This window comes from Cupriavidus sp. 291-E7, from assembly GCF_057798835.1.
Genome location: NZ_JBYOJV010000009.1, coordinates 187639 through 204650 on the forward strand (window position 1 = coordinate 187639; position 17012 = coordinate 204650).

The following is a 17012-nucleotide window of genomic DNA, read 5'->3' on the forward strand; positions in this document are numbered from 1 at the left end:
TGAGCAGACGCAACAAATCACCTTTATGGATCTGAGTTGTGCCGTTTGTGGAGGGTTGAATGCTTGCTGTGGATTCGGCGAAGAACAAAAAAAAAGCGTCGCGGGCCGGACAGCCCGCGACGCCTTGCTTTGCAACAGTCAGACTTACTTGCCGAGCTTCATGCTCGTGGGATCGGCGGTCAGGTAACCGACCGAGGCGCCCAGGCCGTTCTTGTAGTTGGCGAACACCAGCGGCTCCACCACGGCCTTTACCTGGGTCTTGATGCCGTCGCCAGCGTGCTGGAAGTTGCTCATGATGTAGGTCCAGCCGTTGATTTCGTCCACGGCATGCAGGCCCGTGGACTCACCGCCAGCCGGCACCGACATCAGGCGCGACAGCTTCTTCGTGTCGACGTTGTACGCCCACAGGAAGTTGTTGGTGTGGCGGCTGCTGTCCTCGCCGATGAACAGCGTGCGCAGCTTTTCCGAGAACTTCAGGTTGTCCGGGTTGCCGATCGTTTCCGGATCGGACGTATTGCCCAGCGCGTCGGCGGTGATGTCCTTGCCAACGAGCAGCGCCTGGGTATGCACGGGCACCCACTCGCTGCTGATGGCGGCACCACCGGTATCCTTCTGGCCGCCAGCCAGCTTGTGCTGCATCACGCCGCCCGAATTGACCGCCGCCGGCACGCTGATGTTGCTCTCGGTGTACCAGCCCTTGACCGTATTGTTGAGCACCATCGAATCGACGATGTTCTGCAGGGCAGAGTAGGCGATCTTGTCCTTGATGTTGACCGTGGTGCCTTCCATCTTGGTGAAGCCCATGCTGCCGCCCTTCAGGGCCGCATAGCGGTGGGTTTCCAGGAATGCGGCAATCAGTTCCTTGCCGGCCTTGATGCGGATCCACTGCGCGCCGCCGCTGTACATGATCTTCGTGTACGTGGGATCGGCCGGATCGGTTGCCGAGAAGTCCATGATGTCGGCGAACGTGTTCGACTTGGCCCAGCCTTCGACCTGCGCGCTCGTCGCGTGGCCCAGCTTGATCCAGGTGAGGTCCGCACCGGCAGCGGCGGGATCGACCGAGAAGCCCGTGCCAACCTTGGCCACGTACAGCGTGCCGGCCGACAGATCCTTCTCCTTGTCGGCCACGAACATGAACAGGCCGCTATTGGTGGCGTCGTCGCCCATCAGCACCGTGCGGTTATCCGGCATCACCTGCACCAGTTCGTGCGAGATGCGGCCCACGCAGTAGTGCTTCTTGATCGTGCCGGTACCGTCGGCGTTGACCGTCACCTCGGGCAGGTGACCATACAGGTACGGGTTGAGCGGAATCGATGCGGTGCCGTAGAGGTTCTGCGCGTATTCGATGCATTGCGCGTTCGACGACGCCGTGCGTGCATCCGGCTCGTACTCTTCGCTCGACAGGTGGGTGTTCCAGGGCGACAGGCTGGCGCCGCAGGTAATCCACAGGCCGTTCGCGCTCGAAGTGTCCACGTTGTGGTACTTGACCAGCGACAGCTTGCCCGTGGCCGGGTCCTGGTCCAGCGTCAGGACGGCGATCGGCGACGGCAGGCGGCCGTACATGTCCTTGACCTTGGCCTGGTCCCACGTCGTGTATTCGAACTGCACCACGGCAAAGACCGTGTTGCCCTTCACGCCGGCTACCTTGGCGCCTTCGATCTTCAGCAGCGACGTGCCGTCCGGCGAGTCCGAGAAGAACTGCTTGTTGCCGGCCACCGACGGATCGATGATCGGGCTGTTGTTGATGTCGTAGTAGCCGCCGGCCAGGATCTGGCCGCCCTTGCCGTCCGGCACCATATCGCCGGTCATGAAGAACGGCTGGTACGAGAGCTTGTAGGTCTGGCTGGTGTTGTCGCTGAGCTTGACGGTCAGGCTGGAACCCACCGTCGTGGTGGCCATTGCGGCCGGGTTGCTCAGCGACGGTGCCGGCATGCCGGTGAATTCGGCCGACACGAAGCTCGGCGTCACGGCCGGCGAGGTGCCGCCAGGTGTCACGGCCGCGGGGGCATCGTCGCCGCCGCCGCAACCGGCCAGCAGCGAAGTGGAAGCCAGGCCCAGCGGCAGCATCGGCGCGCCGGCCAGGAGTTTCAGTGCCTTGCGGCGCGAAGCGTCAGGTTTCTCGAACATCTGGATGTTTTCCCGTCTGATAGTTGTCGAGCGTCCGCGCCAGATTCGGCACTCACGCTCATGTGAGGTCGGCGGCACAACGCCACGCGGGGATCGATCCTATTGCCTGTTTATGACAACAAGTTGAACCCGGCATGAATGACTGACATGCATCAGATACTTGCAATGCCTGCAGCCCGGACGGTACAAAGCGCGTGCAAAAAAAAGCGCCGCAGCCAGGTTCTGGCCGCAGCGCATCAATTCGCCGGTCCGCGCGACACCCACTATGTCGCCCGTTTGCACCCCATTTCTGGTTCGACCGGCTTGTCCTTTCATGGCAGAGGAAAACCGCCACGGGACCGGATCGTAGGGGACCTCCGTGTCTATTTCATGACAACGTGTGTTGACAAAGGATCAGGTGGATTCAGCCCTGATGTCTGCGCGCGGGCGGTCAATTAGCGCCGCCAACTGGCCACCGGACTGTGGTGAAAATCAAACGGAGAAAGGAAACCACTCCGAATTTTCCCTCATGAACACCGGAAATTGAGGCTCGCGGGGAATATGTCATCTTTAGCCTATTGAATCGATCAATCTGGACGGCTAAGGTTCTGCGCATAATATTTTCCACGGCAATATATGCAACTCCCAGCATATATTGTTCGCCCCAGCCGGAAAAACAATGAACCGATCCATTCCGGGACGCACCGCGTCTCCAGCCGCCCTCATATCCCGCCTTGCCGGGTATCGCACGCGCGCGTCCGCGCGCCTGATTCCGTTAATCCGTTTTGTAGCAACCTCGTAGCAACCGTTGCCGTGGCCGGGTCAAAACGTCTCTGAAAGCCCGGTTCGGCGACAACCTCTGGAGGTAATCCGTCCCAAGGTGTGACGGGGTCAACCGACGGGCCATCCAGACCCGGCGGACGCGCCAGACTGCTGGGCGGATTACCGAGGATCCACGACTGGAGAACATCCAATGAGCAGTGTTATGAATGATGGTGGCAACCCGTCCAACGGGCCGGCGCCTTTTTTCTCAAAGGAAGCGACCTACGCCAAACCGGGATTTTCCCGCTGGATGGTCCCGCCCGCCGCGCTTGCGGTGCACCTCTGTATCGGCCAGGCCTATGCATTTTCGGTGTTCAATGCCCCCCTTTCCAAGGTGATCGGCATTACCGAATCGGCACCGGACGACTGGAAGCTGACCACGCTGGGCTGGATCTTCTCGCTGGCGATTTTCTTTCTGGGTATTTCCGCGGCATTCGCCGGTAAATGGCTTGAGCGCGTGGGCCCGCGCAGGACGATGTTCACGGCGGCCTGCTGCTTTGGCGGCGGTTTCCTGATTTCGGCACTGGGCATTTATACGCACCAGATCGTCCTGCTCTATCTGGGCTACGGCGTGCTGGGCGGCATCGGGCTGGGCCTTGGCTATGTGTCGCCGGTGTCGACGCTGATCCGCTGGTTCCCGGACCGTCGCGGCATGGCAACCGGCATGGCCATCATGGGCTTTGGCGGTGGTGCGATGATCGCCGCGCCGCTGTCCGTGGCACTGATGAACTACTTCAAGAGCGCCACGTCGGTTGGCGTGACCCAGACCTTCGTGGTGCTGGGCGTGGGCTATTTCATCTCGATGACGATTGGCTCGCTGGCCATCCGCGTTCCGCCGCCTGGCTGGAAGCCGGAAGGCTGGACCCCGCCCGTGGTCGAAAACAAGATGATCACGCGTAACCACGTGCATATCGACGAAGCGCTGAAGACGCCCCAGTTCTACCTGCTGTGGCTGGTGCTGTTCCTGAACGTGACGGCCGGTATCGGCGTGCTCGGCCAGGCTTCGCTGCTGATCCAGGAAAGCTTCAAGGGCAGCGTGACCCCCGCGGCCGCGGCCGGCTTCGTGGGCCTGCTGTCGCTGTTCAACATGGGCGGCCGCTTCTTCTGGGCATCGTCGTCGGACTGGATTGGCCGCAAGAACACCTATTTCGTGTTCTTCGCGCTGGGTGCCGTGCTGTACTGGATGGTTCCGCAACTGGGCGCCAGCGGCAATATCGCGCTGTTCGTGCTCGGCTACTGCGTGATCATGTCGATGTACGGCGGCGGCTTCGCCACCATCCCAGCGTACCTGGCCGACATGTTCGGCACCGCCTTCGTGGGCGGCATCCACGGCCGTCTGCTGACGGCCTGGGCCGCCGCGGGCATCGCCGGCCCGGTGCTGGTGAACTACATCCGCGAATACCAGGTGGCGAACGGCGTCGTGGGCGCCCAGGCATATGCGATGACGCTGCACATCATGGCTGCGCTGCTGGTGGGCGGTTTCATCTGCAACCTGCTGGTGTCGCGCGTGAACGCCAAGCACCATATGAGCGATTCGGACGTAGCTCAGATCGGCGCCAGCGCCGGCGCGGCCCACTAAGCGGAAAGGAGTCTCCAAATGGAAAACCAGAACCTGAACGCACATCCGACCAACAAGGGCCTGCTGGCCGTCTTCTGGCTGTATGTGCTGGTACCGCTGGTCTGGGGCGTGTCGAACACGATCACCCAGGCGCTGAAGCTGTTCCAGTAAGCGTAAGCGCCCGCCCGGAAGGGCGCGCACGGAAGGCCGCAAGTCATTGCGGCCTTTTTTGTTTTTTGCATGCGTGCACGGTCGGAATGCAGCATTCCATACGTGCGGCTTGGCGCAATGCCGAAACGCTTCATACACTTGACGGGCCGCCTCACCCCCTCCCCCCTCACTCCCGGAGAGCATATGAAGATCGATCTGTCGGGCAAGACTGCCCTGGTAACTGGTTCCACCGCCGGTATCGGCTTTGCGACGGCACGTGGCCTGGCTGAATCGGGCGCACGCGTCATCCTCAACGGCCGCAGCCAGGCCAGTGTCGACAAGGCCATCGCCAGCCTGAAGTCGGCCGTGCCCGATGCCAACGTAACGGGTTTTGCCGGCGACCTCGTCGAGGTCGCGGCGTCCGAAGCCCTGGTCAGGGCGCATCCCGACGTCGACATCCTGGTGAACAACCTCGGCATCTTCCAGCCGCAGGACTTCTTCGAGATTCCCGACAGCGAGTGGTCACGGTTCTTCGAGGTCAATGTACTCACGGGCGTGCGGCTATCGCGCGCCTATGCGCCGGGCATGGTCCAGCGCAAATGGGGCCGCATCGTGTTCGTGGCTTCGGAATCGGGCATCAACATCCCCGTGGAGATGATCCACTACGGCTTTACCAAGACCGCCCAGCTGGCGGTATCGCGCGGCCTGGCCAAGCGGCTGGCCGGCACGGGCGTGACCGTGAATTCGGTGCTGCCCGGCCCCACGCTGTCCGAAGGCGTGGAAGCGATGCTAAAGGACGAGATCGCCAGAACCGGCAAGCCCGCGGAAGAAGTGGCTGCCGACTTCGTCAAGGCCCATCGCAGTTCGTCGCTGATCCAGCGCGCGGCCAGCGTGGACGAAGTGGCCAACATGATCGTCTACGCGTGCTCGAAGCAGGCGTCGGCCACCACCGGCGCGGCGCTGCGCGTCGATGGCGGCGTGGTCGATACGATCATCTGACGGCTGGCTATCCCTGCTGGCTATTCCTGCCCGCGCCGGTGGCGCATCAGCGCGGCCATCGCCGCGGATGCGCCCACCACCAGTGCCGTCGTCAATATCGGATGGCGGGCAGAGGCCGTGTACGGGCACGATTTCAACGCGCGGCGGTCGCCGGTCCGCTCCACGAGGCTGTTGCCGGCCGCATGCAGCGCGTTGTCGTCGCGCGGGCCTGCCGGGCTGTCGGTCTGCTGCGCGCGGCCCATGAAGCGCCGCATGAAGCGATCGAACGTGTGCGGCGCGTAGTACGCCGCGGCCGAGAACGCCTTGGCCGATGCGCCCACGAACATATCGCGGCGCGGATGTTCGGCGGCAAACAGGATGGCCTCGGCCGCCATCGACGGATCGTAAAGCGGCGGCGCCTGCTTGGGCTCCACGTGCAGAAAGTTCTTTGCGTGCGTGACGATGGGCGTGTCCAGCCCGGCGGCCTTGATCAGCGTAACGGACACCGCCGCCTTTTCCTGCTCCAGTTCCAGCCGCAAGGTGTCGGTAAATCCCTTGATGGCATGCTGTGACGCGACATACGCGCTCTGCAACGGCAGCGGACAGTCGCACGACTCGCTACCCATGTTGACGATGGCCCCGCCGCTCTGCCGCAGATGCGCCACCGCGGCCAGCGAACCATGCACCACCCCCCAGTAATTCGTTTCGAACAGGCGGCGGTGGTCTTCGAGCGGCACATCGTCGTGACGTCCGAAGATCGTCACCCCGGCGTTATTGACCCAGGTATCGAAACCGCCAAAGCGCTCGATGGCCGACTGGGCGATCTGCGCCACGTCCTCGTGCTTGCCCACATCGGCGGTAACGGTGATGACTTCCGTGCCGCTCTCGCGCAATTCCTCCGCAAGCTTGTGCAACGCATCCTCGCCGCGCGCCACCAGCACCAGCCTGGCACCGAGCGCGGCGGCCTTGCGCGCCGTGACGAGCCCCACCCCGCTGGTGGCACCCGTCAGCACGATGACCTGCGAGCCAATCTTCTTCAGCGTCTTCATCTTTCCCCTCTTGCACGGCAACGAATCGAATCGGTCGGGTGAATCGGGTCTGGTCCGATCTCCCGCAGACGTCGCACATCCCGTGCCCGCGTGCGACGCGCACCGCAGCCAGTGTGCGGCGCAGCAAAGCCAGTCAGTATTTACAAACACGGTAAAAAGTCCGCCATCGATGTAGGACGGTTCCGGCTTTCGCACGCGGCGTGCGCTGCATAAGCTGGAACGAACCTGTTCCCGAGTGCCCCAGTGCATCCACGCATGCCCAAGACCGCCACGACCGATGCCTCCACAGCGCCCCTGGGCAAGTACCAGCGCAAACGCGATTTCGCCGCGACGCCAGAGCCGCGCGGCAAGCGCGGCACCAGAAAGAAGAACGATGCCCATGCCTTCGTGATCCAGAAGCACGCCGCCCGGCGGCTGCACTATGACTTCCGGCTGGAAATGGATGGCACGCTCAAGAGCTGGGCCGTACCGAAGGGGCCAAGCTACGACCCCGCCGACAAGCGCATGGCCGTGCATGTGGAGGACCATCCGCTGGACTATGCCGATTTCGAGGGCGTGATTCCGGCCGGTCACTACGGCGCGGGCACGGTGATCGTGTGGGACCGTGGCGAATGGATTCCGGACGCGGACCCCGAGGCCGGCTATCGCGACGGCAAGCTCAAGTTCGAACTGCGCGGCGAAAAAATGCAGGGACATTGGACGCTCGTGCGCATGGGCGGCAAGAAGGCCCGTGACGACAATGCGTGGCTGCTGATCAAGGAGCGCGATGCATTCGCGCGCCCCGCGTCCGAGTTCAACGTCGTGGAGGCGATGCCGGACAGTGTGCTGGCGGGCACGGCAAAGCCGGCGAAGCAGGCCGCAGGGAAGACATCGAAATCGAAGGCCAGTGCAAAGACCAGGGGCGGACGCCATGCACCAGTCGCGCTGCCAGCCGGCGCAAAGAAGGCAGCGTTGCCACTGACGCTGGCGCCGCAACTGGCCACGCTCGTCGACAAGCCGCCTGCCGACCCCGGCCAATGGCAGTTCGAAATCAAGTTCGACGGCTATCGCATCGTAGCCCGCATCGACGGCAAGGACGTGCGGCTGTTCACGCGCAATGGCAACGACTGGACCTCGAAGCTGCGCGCACTGGCGGCGGAAATTGCCAGCCTGGGCTGGCCCGACGGCTGGATCGATGGCGAGATCGTGGTGGTGAACTCGCAGGGCATTGCCGACTTCCAGGCGCTACAGAATGCCTTCGAGACATCGCACGCCGAGGCCATCCAGTTTTATGCATTCGATCTGCCCTACTACGCCGGCCACGATCTGCGCGCGATACCGCTGGCCGAGCGCCGCGCCCTGCTCCACCGCCTGCTTGCCGACCATCATTCAAGCCGGCTGCGCTTCAGCGACAACTTCGAAGGCGACCCCAAGGACATGCTCGATGCCGCCTGCCGCATGAAGATGGAAGGCATTATCGGCAAGCGAGTGAACGCACCCTATGTCAGCGCGCGCGCAGGCTCATGGATCAAGCTCAAGTGCCAGAACCGCCAGGAGTTCGTGATCGGCGGCTTTACCGACCCCAAGGGCAGCCGCAACGGACTGGGGTCCCTGCTGCTGGGCGTGCATGACGCCGAAGGAAAGCTGCGCTACGCCGGCAACGTCGGCACCGGCTTTGACGTGGCGATGCTCGATGCGCTGCGCAAGCGGCTCGATCCACTGCGCACCGATACCGCGCCTTTCGATCCCTTGCCGCGCGGCATCAAAGGCCACTGGGTCAAGCCGAAGCTCGTGGCGGAAGTCACGTTTGGCGCCTGGACGCGGGAGGGCCGTATCCGGCATTCCGTCTTTCACGCGCTGCGCACTGACAAGCCGGCGTCAACCGTCACGCTGGAGCAGCCAGCCAGCGCCGCTTCGAAACGCGGCGCGCAACATCAGCGCCCATCCTCGGAAACATCCACCGTGAAGACATCGGCAGCCGCGAAAACCGCCATCGGCAAGGTTGTCGTCACCAATGCGGATCGCGTGATCGACAAGTCCACCGGGCTGACCAAGGGCGACCTGGTCGCCTACTATGCGCGCGCCGCCGAACTGATGCTGCCGCATCTGAAAGGCCGCCCGTTGGCGCTGGTGCGCGCCCCTTCCGGCATCGACGGCGAGCAGTTTTTTCAGCGGCACGGCGACACACTGCACGTGAAGGGCGTCAAGGCACTCGACCCCGAGCTGTGGCCCGGCCATCCGCCGTTGCTGGAGATCACCACAGCGGCGGCGATCGTCGAAGCGGCGCAGCTCAACGTGGTGGAATTCCACACGTGGAATGCCAAGGCGCGCAACATCGACAAGCCTGACCAGATCGTGTTCGACATCGACCCCGGCGAAGGCGTGAGGTGGCGCACGATCCAGGAAGGCGCCAGCCTGCTCAAGGCCATGCTCGACGAGCTGGCGCTGCAGTGCTTTCTCAAGACCAGCGGTGGCAAAGGCTTGCACGTGGTGGTGCCGCTGTCGGCGCGTGCGGGCTGGGACGAAGTGCGCGATTTCTCGCAGGACGTGGTCAGCCATATGGCCCGGACCATTCCCGAGCGCTTTGTAGCGAAGAGCGGCCCGCGCAACCGGGTTGGCAAGATTTTCATCGATTACCTGCGCAATGGTGTCGGCGCTACCACGGCCGCCGCATTCTCGGCGCGGGCGCGCCCCGGCCTGGGCGTGTCGATGCCCGTCAGCTGGGATGAACTCGACGGCCTGACAGGCGCGGCGCAGTGGACCATCGCCAACGTCGACAAGCGGCTCGATGAACTGGCGCGCCACGATCCCTGGACCGGCCACGACAAAGTACGTCAGACCCTCACACGGGCGCGCAAGCTGCTCGGCGATACCTGAGCGCGGCACCCTGCCCGCGATCATCCCTTACACCATCGCGGGACGCAGCCGCTGTCGGTGTTCATCTGTCAGTCAATCGGCATGCGCGGCACGGTTCTTGCCACTGTGCACCTGAAACGGGGGCGCCGAGCGCCAGTGAGTGCATAGAGAAACGATGAGACAAGACCCCGATCCCTGGTATTCGAGCGAATTCTGGCAACGCGCAATCATTGGCGTGCTGTTACTCGCACTGGCCTGGCTGCTGGCTTCGCCGGCAGATGCGCGGGCCACCGCCTGCCGGGCGCAGCAGAGCGAGAGCGCGCTGTGAAGGTGCCACGCCAAAGCCGAGGGTCGCAAGTCAAAGATACAAATACTATGGGCGAAGCACAGGTAAAAATTACAACTCAGGATAGGTCGACGCCACCTGCGCGGTACGCAGCGGGTGTCGCTGTGCCGCTTGATGCACTGTTCATCGGGGATTTCGCCTTTATCAATGTCAATGCGGCGCTGTTTGCCGCCTGCCAGCCATGAATGCCACGTCCGCCCATCACCCGACGCGCCGCCCACTAGTCCTCAACGTCGAGGGCCGCGAGGGGCCGCGCTACGTCAAGAGCCGCATCCTGAACCGTGCGGAATTCTCCGTGCTTGAGGCGTCCGATGGTCAGGCCGCCTTGTCGCTGGTACGGCAACATGCGCCCGATCTGGTGCTGCTATCCGGCCAGCTATCCGATATCGATGGCCTGGACGTGTGCCGGCTGATCAAGAACGACCCGCAGACCGCACGGACGATGGTGCTGCTGACCTCCCCCGGCGTCACTGACTCGCACCGCAGGGTGCAAGCGCTGGACGGCGGCGCGGACAGCCTGCTGGTGGAGCCGGTCGAACCGGAAGAACTCATTTCGAACATCAATGCGCTGCTGCGCATGCGCGGCGCCGAGGACGCATTCCGGCGCACCTCGCAAGCCCTGCACGAGAACGAGGACCTGTTCCGCCAGCTGGCCGAGGCACTGGCCGATGCAGTATGGATACTCGACCCCACCGCGCAGCGCTTTCTGTTCGTCAGCCCGTCCTTCGAAGCGCTATGGGGGCGCCCGGCCGATGCCGTGCAGCACGACCCCGCGCACTGGCTGCAATGGGTGACACCGGAAGACCGCCCGCGCATGGAAATCGAATGGCAGCGCATGCTGCGCGACGGCAGGCTCGATGCCGAATTCGAACTGGAACGGCCCAATGGCGAAATCCGCGAGGTGCACATGCGCGCGTTCCCCGTGCGCGGTGCCGATGGGCGATGCCTGCGCGTGGCGGGGATCTGCCAGGACGTGACACGCCACAATCGCGCCGAGCGCACCCTCTATAACGAGGAACGCCGCAAGGACGAATTCCTGGCCATGCTGGCCCATGAGCTGCGCAATCCGCTGGCACCGATGCGCAGTGCCGTGGATCTGCTTCAGCAGTTTTCGCCGAGCCGCGAGGATATGTTCCGGGCGCGCGACATCATCGGCCGCCAGCTCCATCACCTGACGCGCCTGGTCGACGAACTGCTGGACGTATCGCGCTTCAACCAGGGCAAGATCACGCTGCGGCGCGACCTGGTGGAACTGCGCGGTGCGCTGAATACGGCCGTCGAAACCGTACGGCCGCTGTTGGAGTCGCGCAACCATGCATTGCGCCTGTCTCTGCCGGAGCAACCGCTGCCGGTGCGCGGCGACATGGTGCGGCTGACGCAGATTTTTGCCAACCTCCTGCACAACGCGGCCAAGTACACGCCCGAAGGAGGCGAGATTGCCATCGAGGCCGCCGTTTCGGACGGCAAGGTCGCGGTGCGGGTACGCGACAACGGCAACGGCTTGTCGGCAGCATTGCAGCGCCAGTTGTTCGATCCGCTGGCGCCCGCGGCTGGCAGCCGCGCGGATGCCGTCAATGCCGCCGATACCTCTGCCGCAATGGCGGAGCACGACGACCGGCCGGCCAGCAAGCCGGGCAACGTCACGGACCCCGACGATTTCGCCGCGCGCGAAGGCCCCGGCATTGGCCTGACGCTGGTACAGAAACTGGTGTCGCTGCATGGCGGCCGCGTCAGCGCGGAAAGCCCTGGCCGGAATATGGGCAGCACATTCATCGTCGAACTGCCCGTGGAACCTTGGCAAAACTGGCATCCATCGAGCAGCAAGACACGCGCGCAATCGACGGCGCCCCATACGATCATGCTCGTCGACGACAACGTCGATGCATTGGAAGCCATGACGATGACGCTGGAAACACTGGGGCATACCGTCGTAACGGCAGCCGACGGCCAGAGCGCCATCGAGCGTGCCGCCAGTGTGCGCCCCGACGTCGTGTTGCTCGACCTCGGCATGCCGTGCATGGACGGATTTGAAACCGCCAGGCGCCTGCGGGAAATTCCCGAACTGCGCAACGCCCGATTGGTGGCGCTGACCGGATTCGGCCAACCGGACGACCGCCGCCGCACCCGCGCCGCCGGCTTTGACCTGCACCTGGTCAAACCAGCGGATCTCAACGCGCTGACGCGCCTGCTCGACGAACTCGATGCCTGATACGTGAGCGCCCCGACAAGGAACGCAATGCATATCACCCCCGAACCCGACATCACGCCACCGAAGCCGGAATCGCCACCACCGGAGCCGCCCGACATCACGCCGGAACCGGTCAGAGATCCGCCTCCCGGTGACATGCCACCGCCTCCGCCGCAGCGCGCTGCGTGATCCGAACGCCGAAGCGTCATGTCTCGCGCCACGGCATGACCGGCAAGACCACGGACAGCGACAGGCAGGCCACAAAGAAAAAGAGCCGCGACACGTGGGAGGGTCGCGGCTCAGCGCAGGGCGACCTTAGTCGCCGCGCATCATCAACCTTTGTACTCGGCCATGCTTCTGGCCTTCAATCTGGCCTTCATCCAGCACTCAATTCCGCGTTCAGCGTGAAGACACCTTCAGGTTGTCGTTCACGGAGTCCACGCCGGCCACCGAGCGCACCGTATCCACGGCCATCTGGCGCTGTTCCGAACTAGGCACCGAGCCGGTCAGGTCCACCACGCGATCCTTGGTCTTGACGTGGATGCCGGTGGATTTCAGATCCTTCGTCGCCAGCAGCTTCGTCTTGATCTTCGTGGTCAGCGCGCCATCGGTGACGGCCTGCTTCGCGTTATCCACGCCGGCATCGGTCTTTGCTCCAGTCGAAGCGGCCGGCAGCTTGTCCTTGTCGCCATCGCTTCGGCCCGGCATGCCCGAGGCATTATTGGCCGGCGTTGGCTGCGTGGCCGTGCTGCCAGTTGTATCGGCTACCTTCATGAAGCCACCGTTGTCCAGCGCATACGCGCCGCCGGCTGTCGCCAGCGCGGCAATCATCGTGGCAACTCGAAGCGTCTGTACGGTTTTCATGGCCCTATCTCCTTGTTAGCGTTTGAATCGATATGAATCAAGTCCGATTCGATTCAGATTCGATTCATATGGAATGCACAGCTTGCATGGCCTTCGCCATATGCAGCGTAGTACGCGCCATTGCCGTGCTCGGCATCGTGACAAGAGAGACTCTGCAAGGAGTGTTCCAACGCTTCAGATACAGCCCGCACGGCCGGAAGCCACGGCATTCCAACGTAAGCGGCATGCAACAGCGCAGCCACGGCAGCCATGCCGTGTGAAAAGCATGCATGCGTTGTAAATCGCGGTACTGCGCGTGTCGCGCATCGGCTACCTGTGTGTCCGACAGATGCCATTTCCCCCGACATTGGCGTTTGGCACGACGATTGCTCCTCCACCGATGCGGCAGCCCCGCCGCGACTTGGAGACAGCAATGGGACAGCAGCAAGGGCAAGGTAGCCAATCCCAACCGGGACAAAAGCAGCAGGAGCAGCAATCCGGCCAGCGCGGCAATCAGCAGCAAGGTAGCCAGGATCAGCAACGCCAGCAGGGTGGCGGCCAGATGGGTAACCAGGACAAGCGTTCCGGCCAGCACCAGCAGGAAAGCGGCACGGGTGGCCAGCAAGGATCGCAGCAAGGTTCCCAGCAAGACAAGGACAAGAACCGTCAGCAGTAAGCGTGCCGACGTGCACGGCTTTCCGGGTTCCGTGGTGACATCTCCACGGTTGTCACAACGCGCCTGAAGTCAAGACGCGCCTCACAGACGGGACCCTCCGCCGGAACATCCATTACGGGTGTTCCGGCGTCTTTCGTTCTTCGAACGTACACGCACATCGTCCGGAGAACTTCACCCGAGCCGGGTCGACACCACCGCAATCGCTTGCCGCCATACTTCGCGTTGCCGGTCGAGATAGTCGACCGCCTGCGTCCCGGTCAGGCTCAACGGCTCCGCGCCATCCTGCGCAAGGCGCTGCCGCAGTGACGGATCTCGCAGCAAGCGCGTCAGCCGTGCGGACAGCGAAGCCCGGCGTGGCTCGGGCATGCCCGGCGATGCCAGCACGCCGTACCAGGCGTCCTGCCACATCCCTTCGATACCCGCTTCCGCAAACGTTGGTACCGAATGCGCCAGCGGGCTGCGCGATCTACCCGTGACGGCCAGTGCGCGCACGCGGCCTTGCCGCATCAAAGGCAGCGCCGCCTGCAACGTGCTGACCAGCAGCGCCACATGGCCGCCCTGCAGGTCGACCAGCGCGCGCGCACTGCCGGGATAAGGAACATGAGCCATCGAAACGCCCGCCTGCCTGCACATCAACTCGCCCACCAGATGCGCGCTGGAGTGTATGCCCAGCGAGGCATAGGCGATTTCACCGGGGCGCCGCCGGGCTTCGGCAAGCAGCTGCAGCAACGTGGCACGCGCGTCGTCGGCGCGCAACCGGGTGCCGTCTCCCGCCATCAGCAAGACATGGGGCGTGCTGGCGACGATGGCCAGTGGATAAAGTTGGCGTGCGGGGGGGTCTGGCGCGCTTGCCAGCAAAGGACCGATGCTGACGGACCCGACCGTGCCGAGCAGCAGCGTGGGACGCTCCGCTCCGGCGCGCGCGGCCTCGTGCATGGCGATCTGCCCGGCGGCGCCTGGACGGTTATCGACGATGGTCGGTTCGCCATCGCCGGCCAGGCTGTCCGCCACGATACGTGCAACGTGGTCCGCGCCACCGCCGGCGGCATAGCCAACCAGCAGGTGCACGGGCATGGCGGCGGCGGCGGGGCGCCAGGGACGCGCAAACGGCAGCATCAACAATGCAGCGGTTACGCGCCGGCGAACGATGACTGGCATGTAGACGGCGGGACGAACGAAAGACTGCGCGCATCGTAGCACCGCCAGCCAGCGTCCGCCGCCCGGACAAACCCGTCTGGAGCGATGCGCCGTCGGTCAGGGCTGCGGTGCGCGGCAGGCGGCACCCTTTGCATTGGCGGCGGGGTCCATGCCGAAGACCGCCTGCGCCCCGCACTGCGAACCGAACATGCGTGCCTGGTCGTGCCCGACGCCCACGACCTCCGACGATCGATGCGCACTGGCCTGGCCGGGGCTGGCCAGCGTCTGCTCATAGCGCCAGTAGGCGCGCGCGCGCTGCAGGCGCGTGGGGCCTTCCGCCTCCGCACCGCAGGCCTTGTCCAGAACGCGATGATTCGGATCGTTGTCCTCGCTGCCCACCATGTACGTTACCTGGCGCTGCATGTAGCGCCGATACAGCGTCATACCGTCCGCGTCCTTCGCATAGGCCACCATGTCGCGCATGCCGTAGCGGTACTTGTCATAGTCCGCGCAAACCGCCGTGCTGTACGGGGCAAAGCGGCGATAGTCCGGCGCAACCGGGCGATCGGGCGTGAAGTACAGGTAGGACGAAGGATTGGCCACCACGTAGCGCAAGTCGATGCCGGATGCCCGCACCTTCTCGTCCACGTTGTTGAGCACCGCGTAACGGTGCACGATCTGCGCGCCGCCCGAATGGCCGGCCACCGTGACCTTGCGGACCATTGGCAGGCGCTGCTTGTTCGTGACGTACGCAAGCAGATCGTCAAGCACCCGCAGCGAACTGACCCCGGCGCCCGGACCGGACACCGCATCCTCGCCGCCAATCCAGCCCTGCACCGTCCACACCGGCATGTTGTCGAAGTGCTTGGCCGCATCCGGCGTACCGGGGAAGTTCGGCGCCACCAGCAGCACCTCGTCGGGATTGCGGCCACTCGCCTTGAGCAGCTCCGCGCCAGCCGCGTAGTAGTCGTCGCCATTGCGCTGCAAACCGTGCTGGACGAACACGACCTCGCGGATATTGCGCAGGTCGCCGCCGAGCGCGTGGTTGGCGTACACCGGGAAGTCATACCCGGCACCGGCGCCAAGATGCACGCGCTGCCATTGCGGTTTGGCAGCCACCCCCGGCGCCTGGCCAGACTGGCTGGCGCAACCGGCCAATACGGCCATGCCTGCCACGGCAAGCAGGGCAACTGGCATATAGCGGGGAATGCGGCCCATGAAAAGTCTCCTCTTGGTGTCTTGGCGCCCCGAGCATATCGGGCGAAACGCCAATACTACGGCCGCGCGGGCGCCACGTAAAATATATGCATTTCAAGAATTCCATATGTAATGGATATAGATCGATGGAGTTGAGACACCTGCGTTACTTCCTGGCCGTGGCCGAGTCCGGTTCCGTCACACGCGCGGCCGGACAGCTTGGCATCCAGCAGCCGCCACTCTCCCAGCAACTCAAGGCGCTTGAGACCGAACTCGGCGTGACCCTGTTCGAGCGCCAGCCGCGTGGCGTGGCGCTGACACCCGCGGGTGTGGCGCTGCATGCCGATGCCGTTGACCTGTTTGCCCGCATCGAGCAGATGCGCACCCGCATGCAGCGCATGGCGCGCGGCGACGAAGGGTCACTGGCCATCGGCTTTACCAGTTCCGCGGCGGCACACAAGCTCACGCCCGAGGTGCTGCGCGCATGCCGCCGCCAGTTTCCGCGCGTGGCACTGTCCCTGACCGAATGCAATGCAGCGGAAGCCATCGAACGGCTGGCCGATGGCACGCTGAACGCGGCGCTGCTGCGCGCCCCGGTGCAACATCCCGAGGGCGTGCGCTTCGACCTGCTGCTCGAAGAGGAAATGGTGATTGCGCTGCCGCTCGATCACGCGCTGCTGCGGCGCCGCGCGATGCGTGCGCAGCCTGCTGGCGCGCCGGTATCGCTCAAGGAACTGGCATCCGATCCATTCATCCTGGTACGGCGCCCGGGCGCGCCCGGCATGTACGGCGACCTGCTGCGCGAATGCGAAGCGCTCGGCTTTACACCGCGCATCGGGGCGGAAGTGGAACGCATGCTGACCAACCTCAACCTTGTGGCGGCCGGGGCGGGTGTCAGCGTGGTGCCTGCATCGATGGCGGGATTGAACCGCCACGGCGTGGCCTACTGCAGGATGGTGGAAGCAGATCGTCTGCGCGCGCCGTTGACGCTGGGATACCGCGAGGGGCAGGATGACGCCGCGCTGGCGGCGCTGGTTGCGCTGACGCACCGGATCGCGGCAAGGCATCGCAAGAAGGGGCACGAGGACGCATAGCCGCCAGCGGGATCGCCCCATCCCCGCGAATAC

14 protein-coding genes are annotated in these 17012 nt (G+C 64.2%); 9 read left to right on the plus strand and 5 right to left on the minus strand.

What is annotated here, in order from left to right; translation table 11 throughout:
• Positions 1-144 precede the first annotated feature (144 nt).
• Positions 145-2127, minus strand: coding sequence for a PhoX family protein (locus tag AC3FLX_RS17630; RefSeq protein ID WP_488698594.1), 1983 nt, complete (start codon positions 2125-2127; stop codon positions 145-147).
• 952 nt (positions 2128-3079) lie between these two features.
• Between AC3FLX_RS17630 and AC3FLX_RS17635 the strand changes: the two genes are divergently transcribed.
• The 3 genes from AC3FLX_RS17635 to AC3FLX_RS17645 all read left to right on the plus strand — a co-directional run bounded on the left by AC3FLX_RS17635 (position 3080) and on the right by AC3FLX_RS17645 (position 5635).
• On the plus strand, positions 3080-4507 hold the full coding sequence (locus tag AC3FLX_RS17635; RefSeq protein WP_488698595.1) for an L-lactate MFS transporter: 1428 nt from the start codon (positions 3080-3082) through the stop codon (positions 4505-4507).
• 18 nt (positions 4508-4525) lie between these two features.
• Positions 4526-4657, plus strand: coding sequence for an MFS transporter small subunit (locus tag AC3FLX_RS17640; RefSeq protein WP_488698596.1), 132 nt, complete (start codon positions 4526-4528; stop codon positions 4655-4657).
• A gap of 183 nt (positions 4658-4840) precedes the next feature.
• The gene (locus AC3FLX_RS17645) at positions 4841-5635 is read left to right on the plus strand and encodes an SDR family NAD(P)-dependent oxidoreductase (RefSeq protein ID WP_488698597.1); all 795 of its coding nucleotides are present in this window, start codon (positions 4841-4843) and stop codon (positions 5633-5635) included.
• A gap of 20 nt (positions 5636-5655) precedes the next feature.
• On the opposite strand, the gene AC3FLX_RS17650 is transcribed toward AC3FLX_RS17645, so the two are convergent.
• Positions 5656-6663, minus strand: a complete 1008-nt coding sequence (locus AC3FLX_RS17650; RefSeq protein ID WP_488698598.1) for an SDR family oxidoreductase — start codon at positions 6661-6663, stop codon at positions 5656-5658.
• Positions 6664-6918: 255 nt separating this feature from the next.
• Here AC3FLX_RS17650 and ligD point away from each other — a divergent pair, with 255 nt between their 5' ends.
• From ligD to AC3FLX_RS17670, 4 genes are all read left to right on the plus strand, one after another.
• Entirely contained in the window at positions 6919-9519 is a 2601-nt protein-coding gene (gene ligD, locus AC3FLX_RS17655) for a DNA ligase D (RefSeq protein WP_488698599.1), read from the plus strand.
• Between the two features lie 154 nt (positions 9520-9673).
• A complete protein-coding gene (locus AC3FLX_RS17660) occupies positions 9674-9826 on the plus strand; it encodes a hypothetical protein (RefSeq protein WP_488698600.1) in 153 nt (50 codons plus the stop codon).
• Between the two features lie 47 nt (positions 9827-9873).
• On the plus strand, positions 9874-10029 hold the full coding sequence (locus tag AC3FLX_RS17665; RefSeq protein ID WP_488698601.1) for a hypothetical protein: 156 nt from the start codon (positions 9874-9876) through the stop codon (positions 10027-10029).
• Positions 10026-12053 (plus strand): response regulator, encoded by a 2028-nt coding sequence (locus AC3FLX_RS17670; protein WP_488698602.1) that lies wholly within the window; start codon positions 10026-10028, stop codon positions 12051-12053. Before AC3FLX_RS17665 ends, AC3FLX_RS17670 begins: the two co-directional genes overlap by 4 nt.
• A 378-nt stretch (positions 12054-12431) precedes the next feature.
• On the opposite strand, the gene AC3FLX_RS17675 is transcribed toward AC3FLX_RS17670, so the two are convergent.
• On the minus strand, positions 12432-12896 hold the full coding sequence (locus AC3FLX_RS17675; protein ID WP_488698603.1) for a BON domain-containing protein: 465 nt from the start codon (positions 12894-12896) through the stop codon (positions 12432-12434).
• Between the two features lie 412 nt (positions 12897-13308).
• On the opposite strand from AC3FLX_RS17675, the gene AC3FLX_RS17680 reads away from it, so the two are divergent.
• On the plus strand, positions 13309-13551 hold the full coding sequence (locus tag AC3FLX_RS17680) for a hypothetical protein (RefSeq protein WP_488698604.1): 243 nt from the start codon (positions 13309-13311) through the stop codon (positions 13549-13551).
• A gap of 171 nt (positions 13552-13722) precedes the next feature.
• Here the strand turns inward: AC3FLX_RS17680 and AC3FLX_RS17685 are convergent, their stop codons facing one another.
• Both AC3FLX_RS17685 and AC3FLX_RS17690 read right to left on the minus strand, forming a co-directional pair.
• Positions 13723-14709: a tripartite tricarboxylate transporter substrate binding protein gene (locus AC3FLX_RS17685; RefSeq protein WP_488698605.1), complete on the minus strand. Its 987-nt coding sequence runs from the start codon at positions 14707-14709 to the stop codon at positions 13723-13725.
• Positions 14710-14805: 96 nt separating this feature from the next.
• On the minus strand, positions 14806-15906 hold the full coding sequence (locus AC3FLX_RS17690; RefSeq protein WP_488698606.1) for an alpha/beta fold hydrolase: 1101 nt from the start codon (positions 15904-15906) through the stop codon (positions 14806-14808).
• A gap of 125 nt (positions 15907-16031) precedes the next feature.
• Here AC3FLX_RS17690 and AC3FLX_RS17695 point away from each other — a divergent pair, with 125 nt between their 5' ends.
• A complete protein-coding gene (locus AC3FLX_RS17695; protein ID WP_488698607.1) occupies positions 16032-16979 on the plus strand; it encodes a LysR family transcriptional regulator in 948 nt (315 codons plus the stop codon).
• The last annotated feature ends 33 nt before the right edge of the window (positions 16980-17012 follow it).

Coding starts and splice junctions, on each gene's coding strand:
- AC3FLX_RS17630 (WP_488698594.1), bottom strand. CDS start 2,127: ATGTTCGAGAAACCTGACGCTTCGCGCCGCAAGGCACTGAAACTCCTG.
- AC3FLX_RS17635 (WP_488698595.1), top strand. CDS start 3,080: ATGAGCAGTGTTATGAATGATGGTGGCAACCCGTCCAACGGGCCGGCG.
- AC3FLX_RS17640 (WP_488698596.1), top strand. CDS start 4,526: ATGGAAAACCAGAACCTGAACGCACATCCGACCAACAAGGGCCTGCTG.
- AC3FLX_RS17645 (WP_488698597.1), top strand. CDS start 4,841: ATGAAGATCGATCTGTCGGGCAAGACTGCCCTGGTAACTGGTTCCACC.
- AC3FLX_RS17650 (WP_488698598.1), bottom strand. CDS start 6,663: ATGAAGACGCTGAAGAAGATTGGCTCGCAGGTCATCGTGCTGACGGGT.
- ligD (WP_488698599.1), top strand. CDS start 6,919: ATGCCCAAGACCGCCACGACCGATGCCTCCACAGCGCCCCTGGGCAAG.
- AC3FLX_RS17660 (WP_488698600.1), top strand. CDS start 9,674: ATGAGACAAGACCCCGATCCCTGGTATTCGAGCGAATTCTGGCAACGC.
- AC3FLX_RS17665 (WP_488698601.1), top strand. CDS start 9,874: ATGGGCGAAGCACAGGTAAAAATTACAACTCAGGATAGGTCGACGCCA.
- AC3FLX_RS17670 (WP_488698602.1), top strand. CDS start 10,026: ATGAATGCCACGTCCGCCCATCACCCGACGCGCCGCCCACTAGTCCTC.
- AC3FLX_RS17675 (WP_488698603.1), bottom strand. CDS start 12,896: ATGAAAACCGTACAGACGCTTCGAGTTGCCACGATGATTGCCGCGCTG.
- AC3FLX_RS17680 (WP_488698604.1), top strand. CDS start 13,309: ATGGGACAGCAGCAAGGGCAAGGTAGCCAATCCCAACCGGGACAAAAG.
- AC3FLX_RS17685 (WP_488698605.1), bottom strand. CDS start 14,709: ATGCCAGTCATCGTTCGCCGGCGCGTAACCGCTGCATTGTTGATGCTG.
- AC3FLX_RS17690 (WP_488698606.1), bottom strand. CDS start 15,906: ATGGGCCGCATTCCCCGCTATATGCCAGTTGCCCTGCTTGCCGTGGCA.
- AC3FLX_RS17695 (WP_488698607.1), top strand. CDS start 16,032: ATGGAGTTGAGACACCTGCGTTACTTCCTGGCCGTGGCCGAGTCCGGT.